We start from the raw sequence: 15,932 nt of genomic DNA, 5'->3' as shown, positions 1-15,932 counted from the left end.
CCATGAAGACGAAGTCCGTCAGCGCCGGGCTGTAGGCGGCGCCGCCCGCGCACGGGCCGAGCATCACGGAGATCTGCGGGATGACACCGCTGGCCTTCGTGTTGCGCTGGAAGATGCCGCCGTAGCCGGCGAGGGCGGAGACGCCCTCCTGGATGCGGGCGCCCGCGCCGTCGTTGAGGGAGACCAGCGGCGCGCCGGCCGCAATGGCCATGTCCATGATCTTGTGGATCTTCGTGGCGTGGGCCTCGCCCAGGGCGCCGCCGAAGATCCGGAAGTCATGGGCGTAGACGAAGACCGTACGGCCCTCCACCGTGCCCCAGCCCGTGATGACACCGTCGGTGTAGGGCTTCTTCGCCTCCAGGCCGAAACCGCTCGCCCGGTGCCGGCGCAGCTGCTCCACCTCCTGGAAGGATCCCGGGTCCAGGAGCAGCTCGATGCGCTCCCGTGCCGTCAGCTTGCCCTTGGCGTGCTGGGCGGCGGTCGCCTTCTCGCTGGGGCCGGCCACGGCCCGGGCACGGATCTCGTGCAGCTCGGCGACCCGCCCACGCGCGTCCGCCGGCTCCGCGGTCGGCTCACCCGTCGTCTCTTCCAAAACGGTCATGTAGTGACCTTACGAAGGACACCAAGGAAAGCGAGCCGTCGACTCCGTACAGTCTCCGGACCGTTTTCCTGGTAGCACTGAACAGAACCACAGCGACATGCAGGCGTTCCGACTGCTCAGAGGGCGCTTCCGTTGTAGGGGGGCCACAAAGCCGTCACCCGAGAGCGACCTCACATTGATGGGTGGCACATGCCATCCCTGGAGTGACACGGAGCCTCAGACGGCGGTCGGCGGCGAGGACCCGCACGGTGTCGTCGGCGTGGACGACCGAGCTCACCGAGCGGTCCCAGACGATCTCCAGCGGCGCGCCCGTGCGGGGCGGCTCGCTGATCCACAGCGTAGCGGTCCGGCCCCGGCGGCGGACGAGCACGCTCGCGCCCGCGGCCGCGGACAGGCCGCCGGCCGTGCCGGCCTCCCAGAAGTTGACCGCGGTCACCCCGAGCGAGGGCACGGCGACGGCCTGGCGGCGGGCGTCGTTGGCGAGGACGCGCAGCCAGTGGCGGTCCGCGGCCCGGGCGGCGACCTCGCCGCGGCCCGCACCGGGCATCAGGACGTAGACGTAGGCGGCGCCGGCCGGATCGGTGCCGTGGTCGAGCCAGAGGGTCTGCCAGCGGCGGGTGCGCCGCTCGTCGGTGCTGGTGGTGTTGATGTCGGACCAGGCGCCGGTGCGGGCCTCACGGAGGGTGCGCAGCGCTCCGCCACTGGGCAGCAGCCAGCCGCCGTGCTCCTCCAGATGGGCCCAGCCGGGACCGCGCACGAAGGCCTGGGCGCCGCCCTCGCCGAGGTTGCGGTTGTCGACGACCGTCTCGACCGGGACGCCGTCGGCGCAGCTGATCCCGGCGCCCAGGCAGACGACCGCGTCGGCGAGGAAGAACCAGGACTTGCGGGCCTCCAGCGTGGACTCCAGGCCCTTCAGGTGCTGGCCGACGGCCGCGTACTCGCCGTCTGTGGTGCCGCCGACCCAGCGGACGTCCGGCCTGGGCGCGCCCCACTCGCCGCCGGCCCGGTCGGCGAGGCGTCCGGTGGCGACGGTGGTGCCGGGCAGCCGGTACCAGTCGACGGTCGGCCAGTACCAGTCCGTGTACTGGTCGGACCGGGCGCCGCGCCCCACCGGCCACCAGGAGAGCATCCCGGAGCCGGTGTGCCAGCCTCGCGGGTTCTCGCCGTTGCCGCACTCGTAGTGGGCGATGCGGTCGCCGGCCATGGAGAGCGCGGCGGTGAAGCGCGGGCCGCGGTGGACGGCGCGGTCCATGGCCGGGAAGAGCCGGTGACCGAGGGGTTCGGGGGCCGCGGGTACGGGCGAGGCGGCGACGGCGTGCAGCCGGGCCAGGTCCGCGACGCCGAACTGAGATGCCGTCAGGATCGGTGTCACGGTGTCCCGTTCGATCCAGCCCTTGACGCGCCCGTACCAGCGCCGCCGCTCCTCCTCGCTCGCGCCGCCGGCCAGCAGGGCGACGGCCGCGATCAGCGCCTGGCCGTGGTAGTGGTCGCCGCGCATGATGTGCTGGTCGTCGTCGCGCAGGTAACCCCGGCTGATGGCACGGCCGTTGACGCAGTCCATCACGAGTCCGTCGTGGATCAGGGGGGCGTAGGCGTGCTCGACGCCGTCCAGGACGTTCCGCCGGGCGGGATCGGTGATCTCCCACTGGGAACCGGCGAGCAGGGCGAAGAGCCGGCCCAGACCGTCCAGCAGGACCTGGCCGTAGGTGCCGGAGTAGGCGACCCAGGTGTGCTGCACGAAGGAGCCGTCGGCGTAGAGGCCGTCGCCCCCCGTCACGTACGGGAAGACCGGCGAGAGGGCGTCCCGGGCGAGCGCGAGGCGGTCACCTGCCCTGCCGAGGATGCCGCGCAGGGCTACGGAGCGGCACAGGTCGACGCGGTTGGCTCCGGTGGAGGTGCCGGAGTACTCGGTGAGCATCGCGTCCGGGACGAAGTGGTCGACGGCGGCGCAGGCCGCCGCGACGCGGTCCGCGCCGAGGTGCTCGTACAGGGCGGCCGTGATGTCGGTCAGCAGCCGGGGGCTGCCGATCTGCCACTCCCACCAGTTGCCGTAGCGCGTGGTGGCGGGGTTGTAGACGGTCGCGGAGAGGTGGTCGAGGCCGCGGAGCACGCCGGCGAGGAGGGCGTCGTCGCCGGTGGCGCCGGTGCCGGGCTGCACGTACGCCTGGGCCATGGTCCACAGGCGGCCGTAGCTGAAGGTGATCCCGGCGGGCGGGTCGAAGGGGTGGCCGGGCCACAGGGAGCCGGCGGCGGGGGTCATGCCGGCGTGGAAGTCACGGGCCGCAGCGCCGAGTTGGGCGAGGCGGGAGGCGTACGGCTCGGCGGCCGGGTCGTATCCGGTGCCGAGGGCGATGTCGAGCCACCGGCGGCGGAGGGTGTCGAAGGGGTCGGCGCCCGCCGCCACGGGCGCCGTGGCGGCGGTGAGGGCGGCGGCCAGCAGCAGTGCGCGTCGGCTCGGTCCCGTGCTCATGCGGCCGGTCACCGCCCTCCTGGCTCAGCAGCCGCCGCAGTTGTAGTACAGGACGTCCCAGTGGTTGCCCTCGTCGGCGTAGATGTTGCCGGAACCGGCCTTGTACTGCGGGGCGCCGTCGCCACGCAGGCCGATGTAGCTGAAGTTGTTCTTGATGTACGAGGTGACGCAGGTGTTCTTGCCGTAGTCGAGCTTGTAGCCGTTCCAGTGGGAGTAGGTGCCCGAGGCGTGGCCCGTCTCGGTGCCACCGGTGATGTTGAGGGCGCAGCCGCTGGCCTTCTTCAGGGTCTGGGCACCCTGGGCGGTGGCGAGGTTGAGCTGTTCGAACGAGGTGCAGGTGGAGTTGTTCCGGTCGGAACAGTTGCCGGAGGACGACCAGGTGATGCCGGAGGAGCGGAACATCCCGGTGGCGGTCGAGTGACTGATCTTGGTGACGGCGAAGGCGTCGGTGGCGGTGCCGACCACGGCGACGCCGGGGGCGACGACGAGGGCGAGCGCGGTCAGGACGGAGCGGGCCTTCAGGACCTTCATGGGGAGAGACCTTCCTGCGGTGGGCCGTGTCTGCTGTGGTTCGGCTGTGCAGGTGGTGCGGGTGCGCAGGGAGATGGTGCCCGAGGTCTACGCGCGTTCGCCAGAGGGCGTGCCCCGGTTACTCTCCGTTTCACGGAGAACACGTGGCGGATGATGTTGAAAACTCAACGGAATAGGTCTACGGTCGAAGTCGTTGGGCTAGTTGAACGTTAAACAGAAACCCCGTCGCGGCTTCCCCACGGAGCCGCGGCCGTCCCCAAGGAGCACCGCATGGGCATCTTCGGCCGCAAGGAAAGCACCCCCGAGACCACCACCGCCCCCGCCGCCGCCGGCCCCGATCTGGCCGCGCTGAGCGGCGACTACACGATCGACCCGGCCCACACCACGATCGGTTTCGTGGCCCGTCACGCGATGGTCACCAACGTCAAGGGCGGCTTCCAGGAGTTCACCGGCGCACTGCACCTGGACGGCGCCGAGCCCGCCAAGTCCACCGCCACCCTCGACGTCCGGATGGACAGCATCGACACCGGCAACGCCGACCGCGACGGGCACCTGAAGTCCTCGGACTTCTTCAAGACCGACGAGTTCCCGGCGATGACCTTCCGCTCCACCCGGGCCGAAGCGCTCGGCGGCGACGACTACCGCATCACCGGCGACCTCTCCATCCTCGGTGTCACCAAGCCGCTCACCATCGACCTGGAGTTCAACGGCGCCGCGAAGGACCCCTTCGGCAACGAGCGCGTCGGTTTCGAGGGCAAGGCCGAGATCCTGCGCTCCGAGTGGGGCCTGACCTGGAACGCGGCCCTGGAGACCGGTGGCGTCCTCGTCTCCGACAAGATCAAGCTGGTCTTCGACATCTCGGCCATCAAGAGCGCCTGAGCCCGCAGCGCCGCACCGGCGCCCGGCCGGCCTGTCCGGGCGCCGTGTTCCGGGCGCCCGGACAGGCCTTCGCCGTCTACAGGTAGGGGCGGGTGATCAGCTCGATCGCGTGACCGGCGGGGTCCTTGAAGTACACCCCGCGGCCGCCGTGCTCGGTGTTGGTCTCCCCGGGGCGCCGCATGTGCGGATCGGCCCAGTGCTCGACGCCGCGGTCGCACAGTCGCCGATAGGCCCGGCCGAACAGTTCGTCGTCGATCAGGAACGCGTAGTGCTGCATCTGGATCTCCACCGGCGGCTCGGCGAACTGAAGCAGCACGCCGTCGTGGAGCTGGATGTTGACGAACGGACCCCAGGACGGCGCTTCGGGGAGTTCCAGCAGCTCCCGGAAGAACCGGGCCGACTCGTTGCGGTCCTTGGCGGCGATGATGGTGTGGTTGAACGTGACTGGCATGTGGCTGACCTCGCTGTCGCTCGGGCACGAAGAGATGGACTCGTGGTGCTCGGGCGCGGGGAGGTCCGCGTGCGGGGCCGGGGTGCCTTCCGGGCACCCTCCGTGCGGTCAGTCCTCCACCGGGTGGCCGATCCGTGTGTGGCGCGAGGCCGGTCCGGTGTTCACGTCGCCTGACGTTACTTGATCACACCGGCCGCGACAACGGCGCGGCCGGGAGCGGCGCTTGTGCCCGCCGGGGCGGCCGGCGCGGCGGGTCAGAAACCGCCGCCGAAGTCTCCGCCGCCGCCTCCGCCGTCGAAGCCGCCGCCGTCGCCGAAGCCGCCGCCGAAGTCCCCTGGGTCGAAGTCGGCGCCGGAGACGTCGCCGCCCTGGTAGCCGGCGGCGCCGAAGTCGCCGTAGCCGGTGCCGTAGTCGGAGGCGTAGGACGGGGTGGCCATCATGCTGCCCAGCACGGTGCCGACCAGGAGGCCGGGGAGGATGCCGCCGCCGAAGTAGCCGCCGGCCCAGGGGCCGTAGGCGGGGCCGGCGTCCCAGTAGGGGCGGCGGCCGTAGTCGGTGTCGACCTCGCGGATCACCGGGTCGCGGCCGTCGGCCAGGCGGGTGGCGTCCGCGGCGCAGACCGGGACCTCACGGAGGCTGCCGCCGGGCGGGGTCCAGGCCGCGTCGGTGACGGAGGGACCGTGGCGGGGGTCGAAGAAGCAGGGCGGACGGCGCTCCGGCAGGGGGCGGCCCTCGCGACGGGCGGCCAGTCGGGCGAGGGAAAAGCGGCCGTCCTCCAGTGCCTCGGTGACGGGCCGGACGTCCTCGGGTCCGCGTGCCTCGGCCATGTACTGCTTGGCCTTGTCGTAGGCGTCGAGGGCTCGTTCGTAGTCCGCGCGCATCGCGTCGTCGGCGCCCGGCTCGGCCGGCTGGAAGTCCAGCCGGTCGAGCTCCTCGCCGAAGGCGGTGATGTCCTCGTCCACGACCACCCGCAGCCGGTCCAGCGCGGCCCGCTGCTCCTCGGCGTGACGGCGGCGGTTGCGGCGGACCAGGGTGTAGGCACCCGCGCCGCCGGCCACCAGGACGACGCCCACCGTGATCAGCGCCGTGCTCGACGCGCCCGATCCACCGCCCTGACCGCCCCAGCTCGCGGGTGCGCGGCCGCCCATGTTGGCCAGGGCGCGGTCGGTGAAGTCGGCGAGCTGGGTCTTGGCGTCCTCGCCCTGCACGCCGGCGACCAGGTTCCGCACGGCTGTGCGGGACAGCACCGAGGAGTCCGCGCGGGCGTCGAAGCGGTCGCCGAGCCGGATGGCGTACAGGCCGGTGACGCCGGTGGCCGTGCGCAGGTCGGAGAAGAGGTTCGCGGTGGGATACCCGGCGGGCAGGACCGTGATGAACAGGGGTTTGCCGGCGCCCTTGACCTGCTTGGCGAGCCCGTCGGCGTCGGCCCTGGACACCTGCCCGGAGGCCGCCGGGTCGACGTAGACCGGGCCCTTGCGCAGGGCCTGGGCGATGCCGGACACGCTGGTGGCCGCCATCGCACCAGGGGCCAGGGTGGTCGCGACCACCAGCGCCAGCGCGGCCAGCAGCAGCGCCGGGAGGCTTCGGGTCCGAGGGACGGCCTTCATCCTTCGAAACTACCCGAAGCCTCCCAAACCAGTCATGTACGCGGCTCGCCCGGGGGACTCACGCGGCCCGGTAGGCCTCCGTGAGCTTCTGCACCGCCTTCCCGTAGCGGCCGGTCAGCAGCAGGTGGTCCGCGTCGGCGAAGGGCTTCGCCACCGCCGCCGTCATCCGGTCGCCCAGCTCGTGCTGGACGATCAACCGGGCCCGGGTGACCAGCTCCCGCCCGGCCCGGTCGGCGCCCGTCCGCTCCGCCGCCGCTGCCGCGATCCCGAGCGCCCGCAGCGTGGCCGGGCCGCCCCGCGGGACACGGGTGAGCGTGGTCAGGCCCCAGCCGTAGGGGAACTGCGGGTCGTACGCCGCGTCACCGACGTTGATCGGGAGCTGGGACTCCGAGCGGGGCCAGGTGACCGGAAGCTGCCCGGTGAAGGGCCGCCTGCCGTAGAGGACGTCGGCGACGCCGGCGCCCTCGGTGCCCGGCAGCCAGGAGGCGACCAGCGCGTCGATCCGGCCGAGCCGGTCACCGATGAGCTGCGGGCGCCCGGAGACGATCAGCACCGCGCACTTCATGGCCGCGCACACCGTGTCCACGGCGGCCTGGTCGGCGGCCGAGAGGGTGAGCCGGTGCCCGTTGCCGACGTCACCGACGCCCTCCGCGTACGGGGTCTCGCCGACGACGACCACACCCGCGTCGTAACCGCCGGTCGGCGCGGAGGCGTCCTTGGAGTACGTGACGTCCCCGCCCGCCCCGCGCATGCCGTCGAGAATCGTCGTACCCGGGGTGGTGTTCCCGGAGCCGCCCTGCCAGGTGACGGTCCAGCCGCCGGTCTGGTTGCCGATGTCGTCGGCGTTGGACCCGGCGACGTAGACCTTCTGGCCCTTCTTCAGGGGCAGCAGCCCGCCGCTGTTCTTCAGCAGCACCTGGGACTCGGCCGCCGCCTCGCGGGCGACCGCCCGGTGCGCCGGGGAGCCGATGGCGGCGGCGCCCCGGGTGTCTGCGTACGGGTGCTCGAACAGGCCGAGCCGGAACTTCTGGGTGAGGATGCGGGAGACGGCGTCGTCGATCCGCCGCTCACCGATCCGGCCGGCCCGCACCTCGTCGACGAGCGTGCCGGTGAAGCCCTTGTAGGTGTACGGCACCATCATCATGTCCAGGCCCGCGTTGACCGAGGTGCGGACATGGGAGGCGTAGTCGCCGGGGAGCTGGTCGATGGCGTTCCAGTCGCTGATGACGAACCCGTCGAAGCCCATGCGGCCCTTGAGCACGCCGTTGATCATGTCGGCGCGGGTGTGCATCTTCACCGGGCCCTGGCCGTCGCCGAGGATGTCGAGCGAGGAGTAGGACGGCATGACCGTGCCGACGCCCCGGTCGACGGCGCTCTGGAACGGCGCCAGGTGGACGGCCTCGAGCTGCTGCCGGGTGACCTTGGTGACGCCCTGGTCGACGGTGTAGGTGCCGGTGGTCGAGGAGCCGTACTCGGTGCCGCCGTCACCGACGAAGTGCTTGGCGGTGGCGAGCACCTTGTCGCCGCGGCTCAGGTCCCTGCCGTCGGCCCGGCCCTGGAGGCCCTGGACGACGGTCTCCATCGACTCGACCAGCGCCGGGTCCTCGCCGAAGGACTCGTAGGAGCGTCCCCAGCGTTCGTCGCGGCTCACGCACAGACAGGGCGCGAAGTCCCAGGGGATGCCGGTGGCCCGGACCTCGGCCGCCGTCACCGCGCCGGTGCGCTCGGCCAGTTGAGGATCACGGGTGGCGCCGAGGCCGACGTTGTGCGGCATGATCGTGGCGCCGACCAGGTTGTTGTGGCCGTGGACCGCGTCGACGCCGTAGATCAGCGGGATCTGGAAGCGGGTCGCCTGAGCCCGTAGCTGGAAGCCGTCGATCATCTTCGCCCAGGCGTCCGGGGTGTTGGGCGTGGGCGTCGAGCCGCCGCCGGAGAGGAGCGAGCCGAGCGCGTATCCGGCGATGTCCCCCTGGTCGGTCAGGGCGCCGCGCTCGGCCTGGGTCATCTGGCCGGCCTTCTCCGCCAGCGACATCCGGCCCAGCAGGTCCGCCACCCGCTTCTTCACGGGCAACCTGGTGTTCAGATAGGGCAGTCCGTGGGCGTCGATGACGACCTGCGGCGTCTCGGCGGGTGCCTTGGCGCCGGTCACCGTGAGCTTCAGCGGGACGGTCTCGGCGGGCTCGGCGGCCTTGTCCCGGAGGGTGGGAACCCGGACGGTCCGCGAGGTGCCGGAGGCGGTGCCCGCCGGGAAGGTGAGGGTGCCGGAGACGGGGGTGTAGTCGCTCCCGGGGCCCGCGGTGCCGTCCGCCGTCGTGTACGTGACGGTCACGGGTTCGTCGAGGGGCCGGGCACCGGTGGTGGCCACGGTGACGCCGACCTTCGCCGTACCGCCCTCCTCGACGGGGTACACGGCCGCGCCGGTGCTCACCGAGGCGTGCAGCGACTGGTCGGCCCTGCCGTACAACTCCACGCCGTCCATGGCGAAGTCGCCCTTGGCACCGGCCGGCAGCGTGACCGCGTAACCCCACATCCGGTCGAGGCCGAGGACGTGGTCGATACCGCCGACGGGCTGGTAGTCCGTGCGATAGGTGAAGTCGGTGAAGGGGATCTCGATCTGTTTCCAGCCGGCGAAGTCGTCGGTGAAGGACGTGGTCCACAGTTCGGAGGCCTCGCCGTGGGCGCCGCCGTCCTTGATCTCGAAGGCGATCTTCCTGCCGTTGTCCCGGCCGTCCCACCAGAACCGGATGCCCCGGTGGGCGGACCAGTCGTGGGCGGGCTCGCCGGCGGCGAAGTCGTGGGTGAACCCGCCGTAGCCGCTGATGTCGTAGGAGCCGGTGAGGACCTTGGCGCCCTCGGGGGCATCGGTGCGGGTGGCCAGTTGCAGTGCGGGCGGGTCGTCCGTGTCGCCGCCCCAGGTGAAGATGCCCTCGGCGGGCTGGGCGGCGAAGGGGACCTCCCCCTCGAAGCGGTCGACGGACACGGGGGCGGGATCGTCGGCGGCTCGCGCGGTCGCCCAGGGGAGCAGCCCGCTGAGGAGTGCGGCGGAGACGAGCAGGGCGGTTCTTCGCATGTACCTTCCCTCGGCTCTTGATTCACTCATGACTTAGATCACGCCGTGAGTTAACTGGGTCGACAGGGCGCCGTCAATACTTCACGTCAGAAGTGGTGCGGGGCCAACAGGCGGCCGGATGACGGCGGTTGTGCGTTCGGAAGCTGAATGCGCAACCTCTTGACGCGCCCACGAAGCCGTCATTTACTCACGGCTCGCACGCCCCCCATCCCCCACCCCGAAGGGCGGCGCTCCATGAGACGACCCCTGCGCACGGCCCGGCTGCTGCTCGCCGGCCTGCTGACCACCGCCGGGCTCACGACCGTCGGCATGCCCACCGCGCACGCGGCCGGCGAGCAGGTCACGGCCTGGCTCACCACCACCGACGACTCCGGCGGACGGCATGTCGTGCGCGGCCTCCAGGCGCAGACGCCGTTCGCCTTCCAGTCCGGGGCCGGCGGCAGCGGCGAGAACATCACCGTCGACGAGAACACCCGGTACCAGACCTTCACCGGCGGCGGCGCGTCGTTCACGGACACCGCGGCCTGGCTGATGAACGGCAGCGGCGCGCTCTCGCAGGCGGCGCGGGACACGGCCATGAGGAAGCTGTTCTCGCCGACGGACGGTATCGGGCTGTCGTTCCTGCGCAATCCGATGGGCGCCTCGGACCTGGCGCGGTACGGGTACACGTACGACGACGTGCCGGCCGGGCAGACGGACCCGAACCTGAACGGCTTCTCCATCTCGCACGACCTCGCGGACGTCGTCCCGCTGACCAAGCAGGCCCTCCAGCTCAACCCCTCCCTGACCGTCATGGCCTCGCCGTGGACGGCTCCGGCCTGGATGAAGGACAGCGGCTCGCTCAACGGCGGCTGGCTGAAGGCGGAGGACTACGGGGCCTACGCCTCGTACTTCGTGAAGTACCTCCAGGCGTACCGGAACCAGGGCATCGACGTCTCGTACGTCACCCCGCAGAACGAGCCGACGTGCTGCTCCGGCTATCCCTCGATGAGCTGGAACGCCTCCGGCATCCAGTACTTCCTCAAGAACGAGCTGCTGCCCAGGCTCCAGACCGCCGGCCTGCGGACCAAGGTCCTTGCGCACGACTGGAACTGGGACGTCTACGACTCCTACGCGGCCCAGAGCGTCGACGACGCGGCGATCCGCAGCCACCCCAACTTCGGCGGCATCGCCTGGCACGGCTACGGCGGTGACATCGCCAAGCAGACCTCGGTCCACAACCAGTACCCGAACCTGGACGCGTTCGGCACCGAGCACTCCGGCGGCACCTGGATCGCCAACCAGCAGCGCGAGGACATGAACGACATCATCGGCTACACCCGCAACTGGGCGAAGTCGGTGACCAAGTGGTCCCTCGCGGTGGACCAGAACATGGGCCCGCACAACGGCGGTTGCGGCACCTGCACCGGTCTGGTCACCGTGCACAACGGCGACGGGGCGAGCGGGACCGTCGACTACACCGTCGAGTACTACACCATGGGTCACCTGACCAAGTTCGTCCGGCCGGGCGCCCAGCGCATCGCCTCCACGGCGTCGAGTGCCGTGCCGAACGTGGCGTGGCGCAACCCGGACGGGAGCAAGGCGCTGATCGCCTACAACGACTCGGCGTCGGCGAGGACGGTGACGGTCAACTGGGGCGGGCAGCACGCCACTTATTCGCTGCCCGGCCGGACCTCGGCCACATTCACCTGGTCCGGCACCCAGTCCGGCGGCTCCGCGAGCGGCGGCTCGTTCGTCGGGCCGGCCGGCAAGTGCCTCGACGTGGCGGGCGGTTCGAGCGCCAACGGCACGGCGGTGCAGCTCTACGACTGCAACGGCAGCGCGGCGCAGAAGTGGACGGTCGCGGCCGACGGCTCGGTCCAGGCGCTCGGCAAGTGCCTCGACGTCACGTCGGGCTCGACCGCCGACGGGGCGAAGGTGCAGTTGTACGACTGCAATGGAACCGGTGCCCAGCGGTGGTCGTACGACGCCGGCACCGGTGATGTGGTGAACACGGCGGCCGGCAAGTGCCTCGACGTCACCGACAACTCGTCGGCGAACGGGGCCCGGGCCCAGATCTGGTCGTGCACGGGAGCCGCCAACCAGAAGTGGAAGCTGCAGTAGGGCGGGACGCCTCCCGCCCGTGAGGGGCGGGGTATGCGCAGGAGTGCCGTGGGCGCGGTGGTCGCCGGGTGTCTGCTGCTCGGCGGCTGCGCGGCGGTCGATCTGCCGCCGGCCGGGGTGGGCGTCGGGGCGGACGGTGTGCCGTACGCGCTGTTCCGGCCGTGCGGCGACGACGCCTATCGGGGGCCCCACCTGGACGGGCGGCCGCGCGGTGGCGGCGACGGGCCCGTCACCACGGGATGGGACGTGCGGAAGGAGGATCTGCACGGGGACACCGAGTTCCCCCTGTTCACGCCGCCCGCGAGCTGGCGGGCCCGGCACCGGGGCGAGCGGCGGCTGCTCCCCCGCCACCGGTACGAGCTGGGCTTCGGGCACTACGTGACCGGCGACTCGTACAACGGAAGGGTGGAGTTCACCGCCGAGCGGATCGGGCGGCTCAGGCCCGGGCAGGTCTGGGCCGACGGCCGGGTGATGAGCCGGGCCGGCTTCGAGAAGATCGCGGCGGATTCCTGCTGAGCGGCGCCGCCTTGTCGCGGATCGGCCTCCCACGTTTCATGGTGGTCGTAGGGAAAGCCGTCCGGGACCGGGAGTGCGCCACATGACCACAGCACGGGATCTGTTCATCGTCGCCACCGACGTCTCCGGCGACCGCCCCGTGGAGCAGGGCGACCTGTCGCTGGCGCTCGCGGGTGCCGAGCTGGTCGACCTCCTCGGCGCCCGGGCCGTGACCCTGGAGGGCGAGCGCGTGGTGCCGGGGCCGCAGCTGGCCCTGGACGACCGGATGCTGGACGAGGCGGGCTCGGCGCTGGTCCGGCAGGAGCCGTACGAGACGGCCGAGGACTGGCTGTGGCGCCGGGGCGAGGGGCTGGCCTCGGCCTATTTCGACGTCCTGGACACCGAGGGGCAGCTGACCGGCGAGCGCAGGCCCTGGTTCCCGCGCCGGCCGCGGACCGCCGCGGCCGCCGACACCGCGGCCCGGCGGCAGGCCACCGACCGCTGGGAGGGCCGCGAGCCGGTCCTCGTCACCCTCGCGGCCGCCCTGGGCATCGGGGACGGGGAGGGGGCCGGAGAGGAGTTCACCGACGAGCCGGTCGTGACCGTACTGGCCGCGGTCGGCGACGCGGTGACCGAGCTGACCGCCGTGCGGCAGCGCCGGGAGATCGAGAACGCGGCCTTCGACAACATCTGGCGGGCGCCCTGACTCAGCGCACCGGCTGCCCGATCCCCAGCAGGTTGCCCTCGCTGTCCCGGAACCAGGCGCCGCGCTCCCCGCGGGCGCCCTTGCTCGGGTAGTTGCCCTCGACCTCGGCGATGCCGTCCCGGGTGCGGAACCCGGGCGCGTCGACCTCCTCGAAGACCACCCCGCGCCGCCTCAGCTCCGCCACGACCGATTCGAGGTCGTCATCGGTCTCGAAGCCCATCTGGGTGAAGGTTCCGGGCGAGGACCCGGTGGAGCGGAACAGCACGAAGTCCGTTCCGCCGCACCGGTACAGCAGCCCGCCGGGACGTTCGTCGACGGGCCGCAGTCCGAGTTTCTCGGCGTAGAAGCGCCTGGCCCGGTCGAGGTCCGCGGCGGGCAGCCGGGTCGCCACGCGGGCGCCGGACAGGGGGCCGCTGTCGGTTTCGCTCATGCCCCCACTGTGCCTACTCGGCCGGTTCCACGCCCGCCCGCAGCAGCCCGTAGGTGTAGGCGTCCTCCAGGGCCTGCCAGGACGCGGCGATGACGTTCTCCGCCACGCCGACCGTGGACCACTCGGCGCCACCGTCGGAGGTGGAGATCAGGACCCGGGTGGTGGAGGAGGTGCCGTGCACGCCTTCCAGGATGCGGACCTTGTAGTCCACCAGTTCCAGCTTGGCGAGCTGCGGGTAGATCTTCTCCAGCGCCACCCGCAGGGCCCGGTCCAGGGCGTTGACCGGGCCGTTGCCCTCCGCGGTGGCGACGATCCGCTCGCTCTTGGCCCACAGCTTGACGGTGGCCTCGTTGGCGTGGGTGCCGTCGGGGCGGTCCTCGACGATGGCCCGCCAGGACTCGACCTCGAAGTACCTCAGCGGCCTGCCCTCGACCTCGGCCCGGAGCAGCAGCTCGAAGGAGGCGTCGGCGGCCTCGTAGGTGTAGCCCTCGAGCTCGCGCTCCTTGACCCGCTCGACCACCCGGCCGACCAGTTCCCGGTCGCCGCCGAGGTCGATGCCGAGCTCCTTGCCCTTCAGCTCGATGGAGGCCCGGCCCGCCATGTCGGAGACGAGCATGCGCATGGTGTTGCCGACCAGCTCGGGGTCGATGTGCTGGTACAGGTCGGGGTCGACCTTGATCGCGGAGGCGTGCAGCCCGGCCTTGTGGGCGAAGGCGGAGACCCCGACGTACGGCTGGTGCGTGGAGGGCGTGAGGTTGACGACCTCGGCGATGGCGTGCGAGATCCGGGTGGTCTCGCGCAGCCGGCCCTCCGGCAGCACCTTCTTGCCGTACTTCAGCTCCAGGGCCGCGACCACCGGGAACAGGTTGGCGTTGCCGACGCGCTCGCCGTAGCCGTTGGCCGTGCACTGCACGTGGGTGGCGCCGGCGTCCACGGCGGCCAGGGTGTTGGCGACCGCGCAGCCGGTGTCGTCCTGGGCGTGGATGCCGAGCCGGGCACCGGTGTCGGCGAGGACCGTGGAGAGGACCGCGTGGACCTGGGCGGGCAGCATGCCGCCGTTGGTGTCGCAGAGGATGACGACGTCGGCGCCGGCCCGGGCGGCCGTGCGCACGACCGCCTTGGCGTACTCGGGGTTGGCGCGGTAGCCGTCGAAGAAGTGCTCGCAGTCCACGAAGACCCGGCGGCCCTGTTCGCACAGGTACGACACGGTGTCGCGGACCATTTCCAGGTTCTCGTCCAGCGTGGTGCGCAGCGCCAGCTCGACGTGCCGGTCGTGCGACTTGGCGACCAGCGTGATCACCGGGGCGCCGGAGTCGAGCAGGGCCTTGACCTGGGGGTCGTCGGCCGCCTTGGATCCGGCGCGGCGGGTGGCGCCGAAGGCGACCAGCTCGGCGTGCCGGAAGTCGATCTCCGCTTGCGCCCGCGCGAAGAACTCGGTGTCCCGCGGGTTGGCGCCGGGCCAGCCGCCCTCGATGAAGCCGACGCCGAAGTCGTCCAGGTGCCGTGCGATGGCGAGCTTGTCCGCGACCGTGAGATTGATGCCCTCGCGCTGCGCGCCGTCGCGCAGCGTGGTGTCGAAGACGTGGAACGAGTCGTCGAGCTCGCTGGTTACCGTCTCGGTCATGAGTTCAAGGCTCCTGATTGTGAATCTTCGGTCTTACCGGAATGTCCGGCTCCACCGCCCCTGCGATACTCCTCGCGCCGCGCCTCCCGGCCGTGGGTGAGCCGGAAAACGAAAAGACCCCTCGCGGGTGCGAGAGGTCTGCGCGCGGGTCTGAGACGACGATGGCCACCCGCACCTGGTAGTACGAGATGGTCACTGCGGACCGGCGCGCCTGCTGCCGATAATCATGGCGAACGAGGGCACGGAGGAAGTTTCGCACAGTCCCGGCCCCGGCCGGCCGCCCGTCTCAGTATCCGGTCGCCATGGTGGACGGGCACGGCCCCGGCCCCGGTCCCGCTCCGTGACGTCAGGCGTCCGTCGGCCGCGGTACGTGCAGTGCTTCGGCGAGGAACTCCCGAACGTGGGAGATCACCTGCTCGCGGTCCGTGCCGCGCAGGCCGATGGCGACATGGATGGAGAAGCCGTCCAGCAGGGCGCGCAGCCGGGTGGCGAAGCGGTCCGCGTCGACCGGCCGGAACTCGCCACGCGAGACGCCCTCGGCGATCAGGGCGACCAGATCGCGGTGCCAGGCGCCCTCGATGGCGGCCTGCCGCTCCCGGGCGTCCTCGGCGGCGTTCTGCGAGCGGTTCCAGACCTCCAGCCACAGGGTCCAGTGCGGGTCGCGGTGGCCGTCGGGGACGTACAGGCCGACGTACGCCTCCAGCCGCTCGCGGGCGGGGCCCGGGCGGGTGAGCAGCCGGCCGCGCTCGGCGCCGAGCCGGCCCTCGCTCCACTCCAGGGTGCGCAGCAGCAGCTCGTCCTTGGAGCGGAAGTAGTACAGCAGATGGCCGCTGCTCATCCCGACCTCACGGCCGAGCGCCGCCATGGTGAGCTTCTCCAGACCGCGCTCGGCGATCATGTCCATGGCGGCGACGAGGACGTCCTCGCGTGGCGGCGCGTTCCTGCGCGCACCGGCCATCGGCTGC

General features: G+C 71.8%; 13 protein-coding genes. 4 read left to right on the top strand and 9 right to left on the bottom strand.

Features of this window, described 5'->3' with window-relative positions; genetic code table 11:
• From ABZ478_RS27255 to ABZ478_RS27245, 3 genes are all read right to left on the bottom strand, one after another.
• A partial coding sequence (locus tag ABZ478_RS27255; RefSeq protein ID WP_359553285.1) for a carboxyl transferase domain-containing protein occupies positions 1-601 on the bottom strand: 601 nt, incomplete at its 3' end.
• Between the two features lie 154 nt (positions 602-755).
• Positions 756-3,071 (bottom strand): polysaccharide lyase 8 family protein, encoded by a 2,316-nt coding sequence (locus tag ABZ478_RS27250; protein WP_359553284.1) that lies wholly within the window; start codon positions 3,069-3,071, stop codon positions 756-758.
• A 24-nt stretch (positions 3,072-3,095) separates the two neighbouring features.
• Positions 3,096-3,602: a hypothetical protein gene (locus tag ABZ478_RS27245; RefSeq protein ID WP_359553283.1), complete on the bottom strand. Its 507-nt coding sequence runs from the start codon at positions 3,600-3,602 to the stop codon at positions 3,096-3,098.
• A gap of 270 nt (positions 3,603-3,872) precedes the next feature.
• On the opposite strand from ABZ478_RS27245, the gene ABZ478_RS27240 reads away from it, so the two are divergent.
• Positions 3,873-4,481, top strand: a complete 609-nt coding sequence (locus tag ABZ478_RS27240; protein WP_359553282.1) for a YceI family protein — start codon at positions 3,873-3,875, stop codon at positions 4,479-4,481.
• Positions 4,482-4,557: 76 nt separating this feature from the next.
• Here the strand turns inward: ABZ478_RS27240 and ABZ478_RS27235 are convergent, their stop codons facing one another.
• The 3 genes from ABZ478_RS27235 to ABZ478_RS27225 form a co-directional block, all read right to left on the bottom strand.
• Complete coding sequence (locus ABZ478_RS27235; RefSeq protein ID WP_359553281.1) at positions 4,558-4,932, bottom strand: VOC family protein; 375 nt, start codon at positions 4,930-4,932, stop codon at positions 4,558-4,560.
• A 254-nt stretch (positions 4,933-5,186) separates the two neighbouring features.
• On the bottom strand, positions 5,187-6,539 hold the full coding sequence (locus tag ABZ478_RS27230; protein WP_359553280.1) for a hypothetical protein: 1,353 nt from the start codon (positions 6,537-6,539) through the stop codon (positions 5,187-5,189).
• A gap of 58 nt (positions 6,540-6,597) precedes the next feature.
• Positions 6,598-9,609, bottom strand: a complete 3,012-nt coding sequence (locus tag ABZ478_RS27225) for a glycoside hydrolase family 3 N-terminal domain-containing protein (RefSeq protein ID WP_359553279.1) — start codon at positions 9,607-9,609, stop codon at positions 6,598-6,600.
• A 234-nt stretch (positions 9,610-9,843) separates the two neighbouring features.
• Between ABZ478_RS27225 and ABZ478_RS27220 the strand changes: the two genes are divergently transcribed.
• The 3 genes from ABZ478_RS27220 to ABZ478_RS27210 all read left to right on the top strand — a co-directional run bounded on the left by ABZ478_RS27220 (position 9,844) and on the right by ABZ478_RS27210 (position 12,913).
• On the top strand, positions 9,844-11,712 hold the full coding sequence (locus tag ABZ478_RS27220; RefSeq protein WP_359553278.1) for a lectin: 1,869 nt from the start codon (positions 9,844-9,846) through the stop codon (positions 11,710-11,712).
• A gap of 33 nt (positions 11,713-11,745) precedes the next feature.
• Positions 11,746-12,228 carry a hypothetical protein gene (locus ABZ478_RS27215; RefSeq protein ID WP_359553277.1) on the top strand — a complete coding sequence of 161 codons (483 nt, stop codon included), beginning with the start codon at positions 11,746-11,748 and terminating at the stop codon, positions 12,226-12,228.
• An 82-nt stretch (positions 12,229-12,310) separates the two neighbouring features.
• Entirely contained in the window at positions 12,311-12,913 is a 603-nt protein-coding gene (locus ABZ478_RS27210) for a GPP34 family phosphoprotein (protein ID WP_359553276.1), read from the top strand.
• Position 12,914: 1 nt separating this feature from the next.
• On the opposite strand, the gene ABZ478_RS27205 is transcribed toward ABZ478_RS27210, so the two are convergent.
• The 3 genes from ABZ478_RS27205 to ABZ478_RS27195 all read right to left on the bottom strand — a co-directional run bounded on the left by ABZ478_RS27205 (position 12,915) and on the right by ABZ478_RS27195 (position 15,925).
• A complete protein-coding gene (locus ABZ478_RS27205) occupies positions 12,915-13,343 on the bottom strand; it encodes a VOC family protein (protein WP_359553275.1) in 429 nt (142 codons plus the stop codon).
• Between the two features lie 13 nt (positions 13,344-13,356).
• Complete coding sequence (gene cimA / locus ABZ478_RS27200; protein ID WP_359553274.1) at positions 13,357-14,967, bottom strand: citramalate synthase; 1,611 nt, start codon at positions 14,965-14,967, stop codon at positions 13,357-13,359.
• A 346-nt stretch (positions 14,968-15,313) separates the two neighbouring features.
• The gene (locus ABZ478_RS27195) at positions 15,314-15,925 is read right to left on the bottom strand and encodes a TetR/AcrR family transcriptional regulator (protein WP_359553273.1); all 612 of its coding nucleotides are present in this window, start codon (positions 15,923-15,925) and stop codon (positions 15,314-15,316) included.
• Positions 15,926-15,932 lie beyond the last annotated feature (7 nt).

This window comes from Streptomyces sp. NPDC005706 (assembly GCF_040631045.1).
Taxonomy (GTDB): Bacteria; Actinomycetota; Actinomycetes; order Streptomycetales; family Streptomycetaceae; genus Streptomyces.
Note: the sequence above shows the minus strand (reverse complement) of the source record. Positions and strands in the feature narration are given on the sequence as shown.

Bases quoted from the DNA above. Each gene is read 5' to 3' on its own strand.
- ABZ478_RS27195 (WP_359553273.1), bottom strand. From the start codon at position 15,925: ATGGCCGGTGCGCGCAGGAACGCGCCGCCACGCGAGGACGTCCTCGTC.
- ABZ478_RS27215 (WP_359553277.1), top strand. From the start codon at position 11,746: ATGCGCAGGAGTGCCGTGGGCGCGGTGGTCGCCGGGTGTCTGCTGCTC.
- ABZ478_RS27230 (WP_359553280.1), bottom strand. From the start codon at position 6,539: ATGAAGGCCGTCCCTCGGACCCGAAGCCTCCCGGCGCTGCTGCTGGCC.
- cimA (WP_359553274.1), bottom strand. From the start codon at position 14,967: ATGACCGAGACGGTAACCAGCGAGCTCGACGACTCGTTCCACGTCTTC.
- ABZ478_RS27205 (WP_359553275.1), bottom strand. From the start codon at position 13,343: ATGAGCGAAACCGACAGCGGCCCCCTGTCCGGCGCCCGCGTGGCGACC.
- ABZ478_RS27240 (WP_359553282.1), top strand. From the start codon at position 3,873: ATGGGCATCTTCGGCCGCAAGGAAAGCACCCCCGAGACCACCACCGCC.
- ABZ478_RS27225 (WP_359553279.1), bottom strand. From the start codon at position 9,609: ATGCGAAGAACCGCCCTGCTCGTCTCCGCCGCACTCCTCAGCGGGCTG.
- ABZ478_RS27250 (WP_359553284.1), bottom strand. From the start codon at position 3,071: ATGAGCACGGGACCGAGCCGACGCGCACTGCTGCTGGCCGCCGCCCTC.
- ABZ478_RS27235 (WP_359553281.1), bottom strand. From the start codon at position 4,932: ATGCCAGTCACGTTCAACCACACCATCATCGCCGCCAAGGACCGCAAC.
- ABZ478_RS27210 (WP_359553276.1), top strand. From the start codon at position 12,311: ATGACCACAGCACGGGATCTGTTCATCGTCGCCACCGACGTCTCCGGC.
- ABZ478_RS27245 (WP_359553283.1), bottom strand. From the start codon at position 3,602: ATGAAGGTCCTGAAGGCCCGCTCCGTCCTGACCGCGCTCGCCCTCGTC.
- ABZ478_RS27220 (WP_359553278.1), top strand. From the start codon at position 9,844: ATGAGACGACCCCTGCGCACGGCCCGGCTGCTGCTCGCCGGCCTGCTG.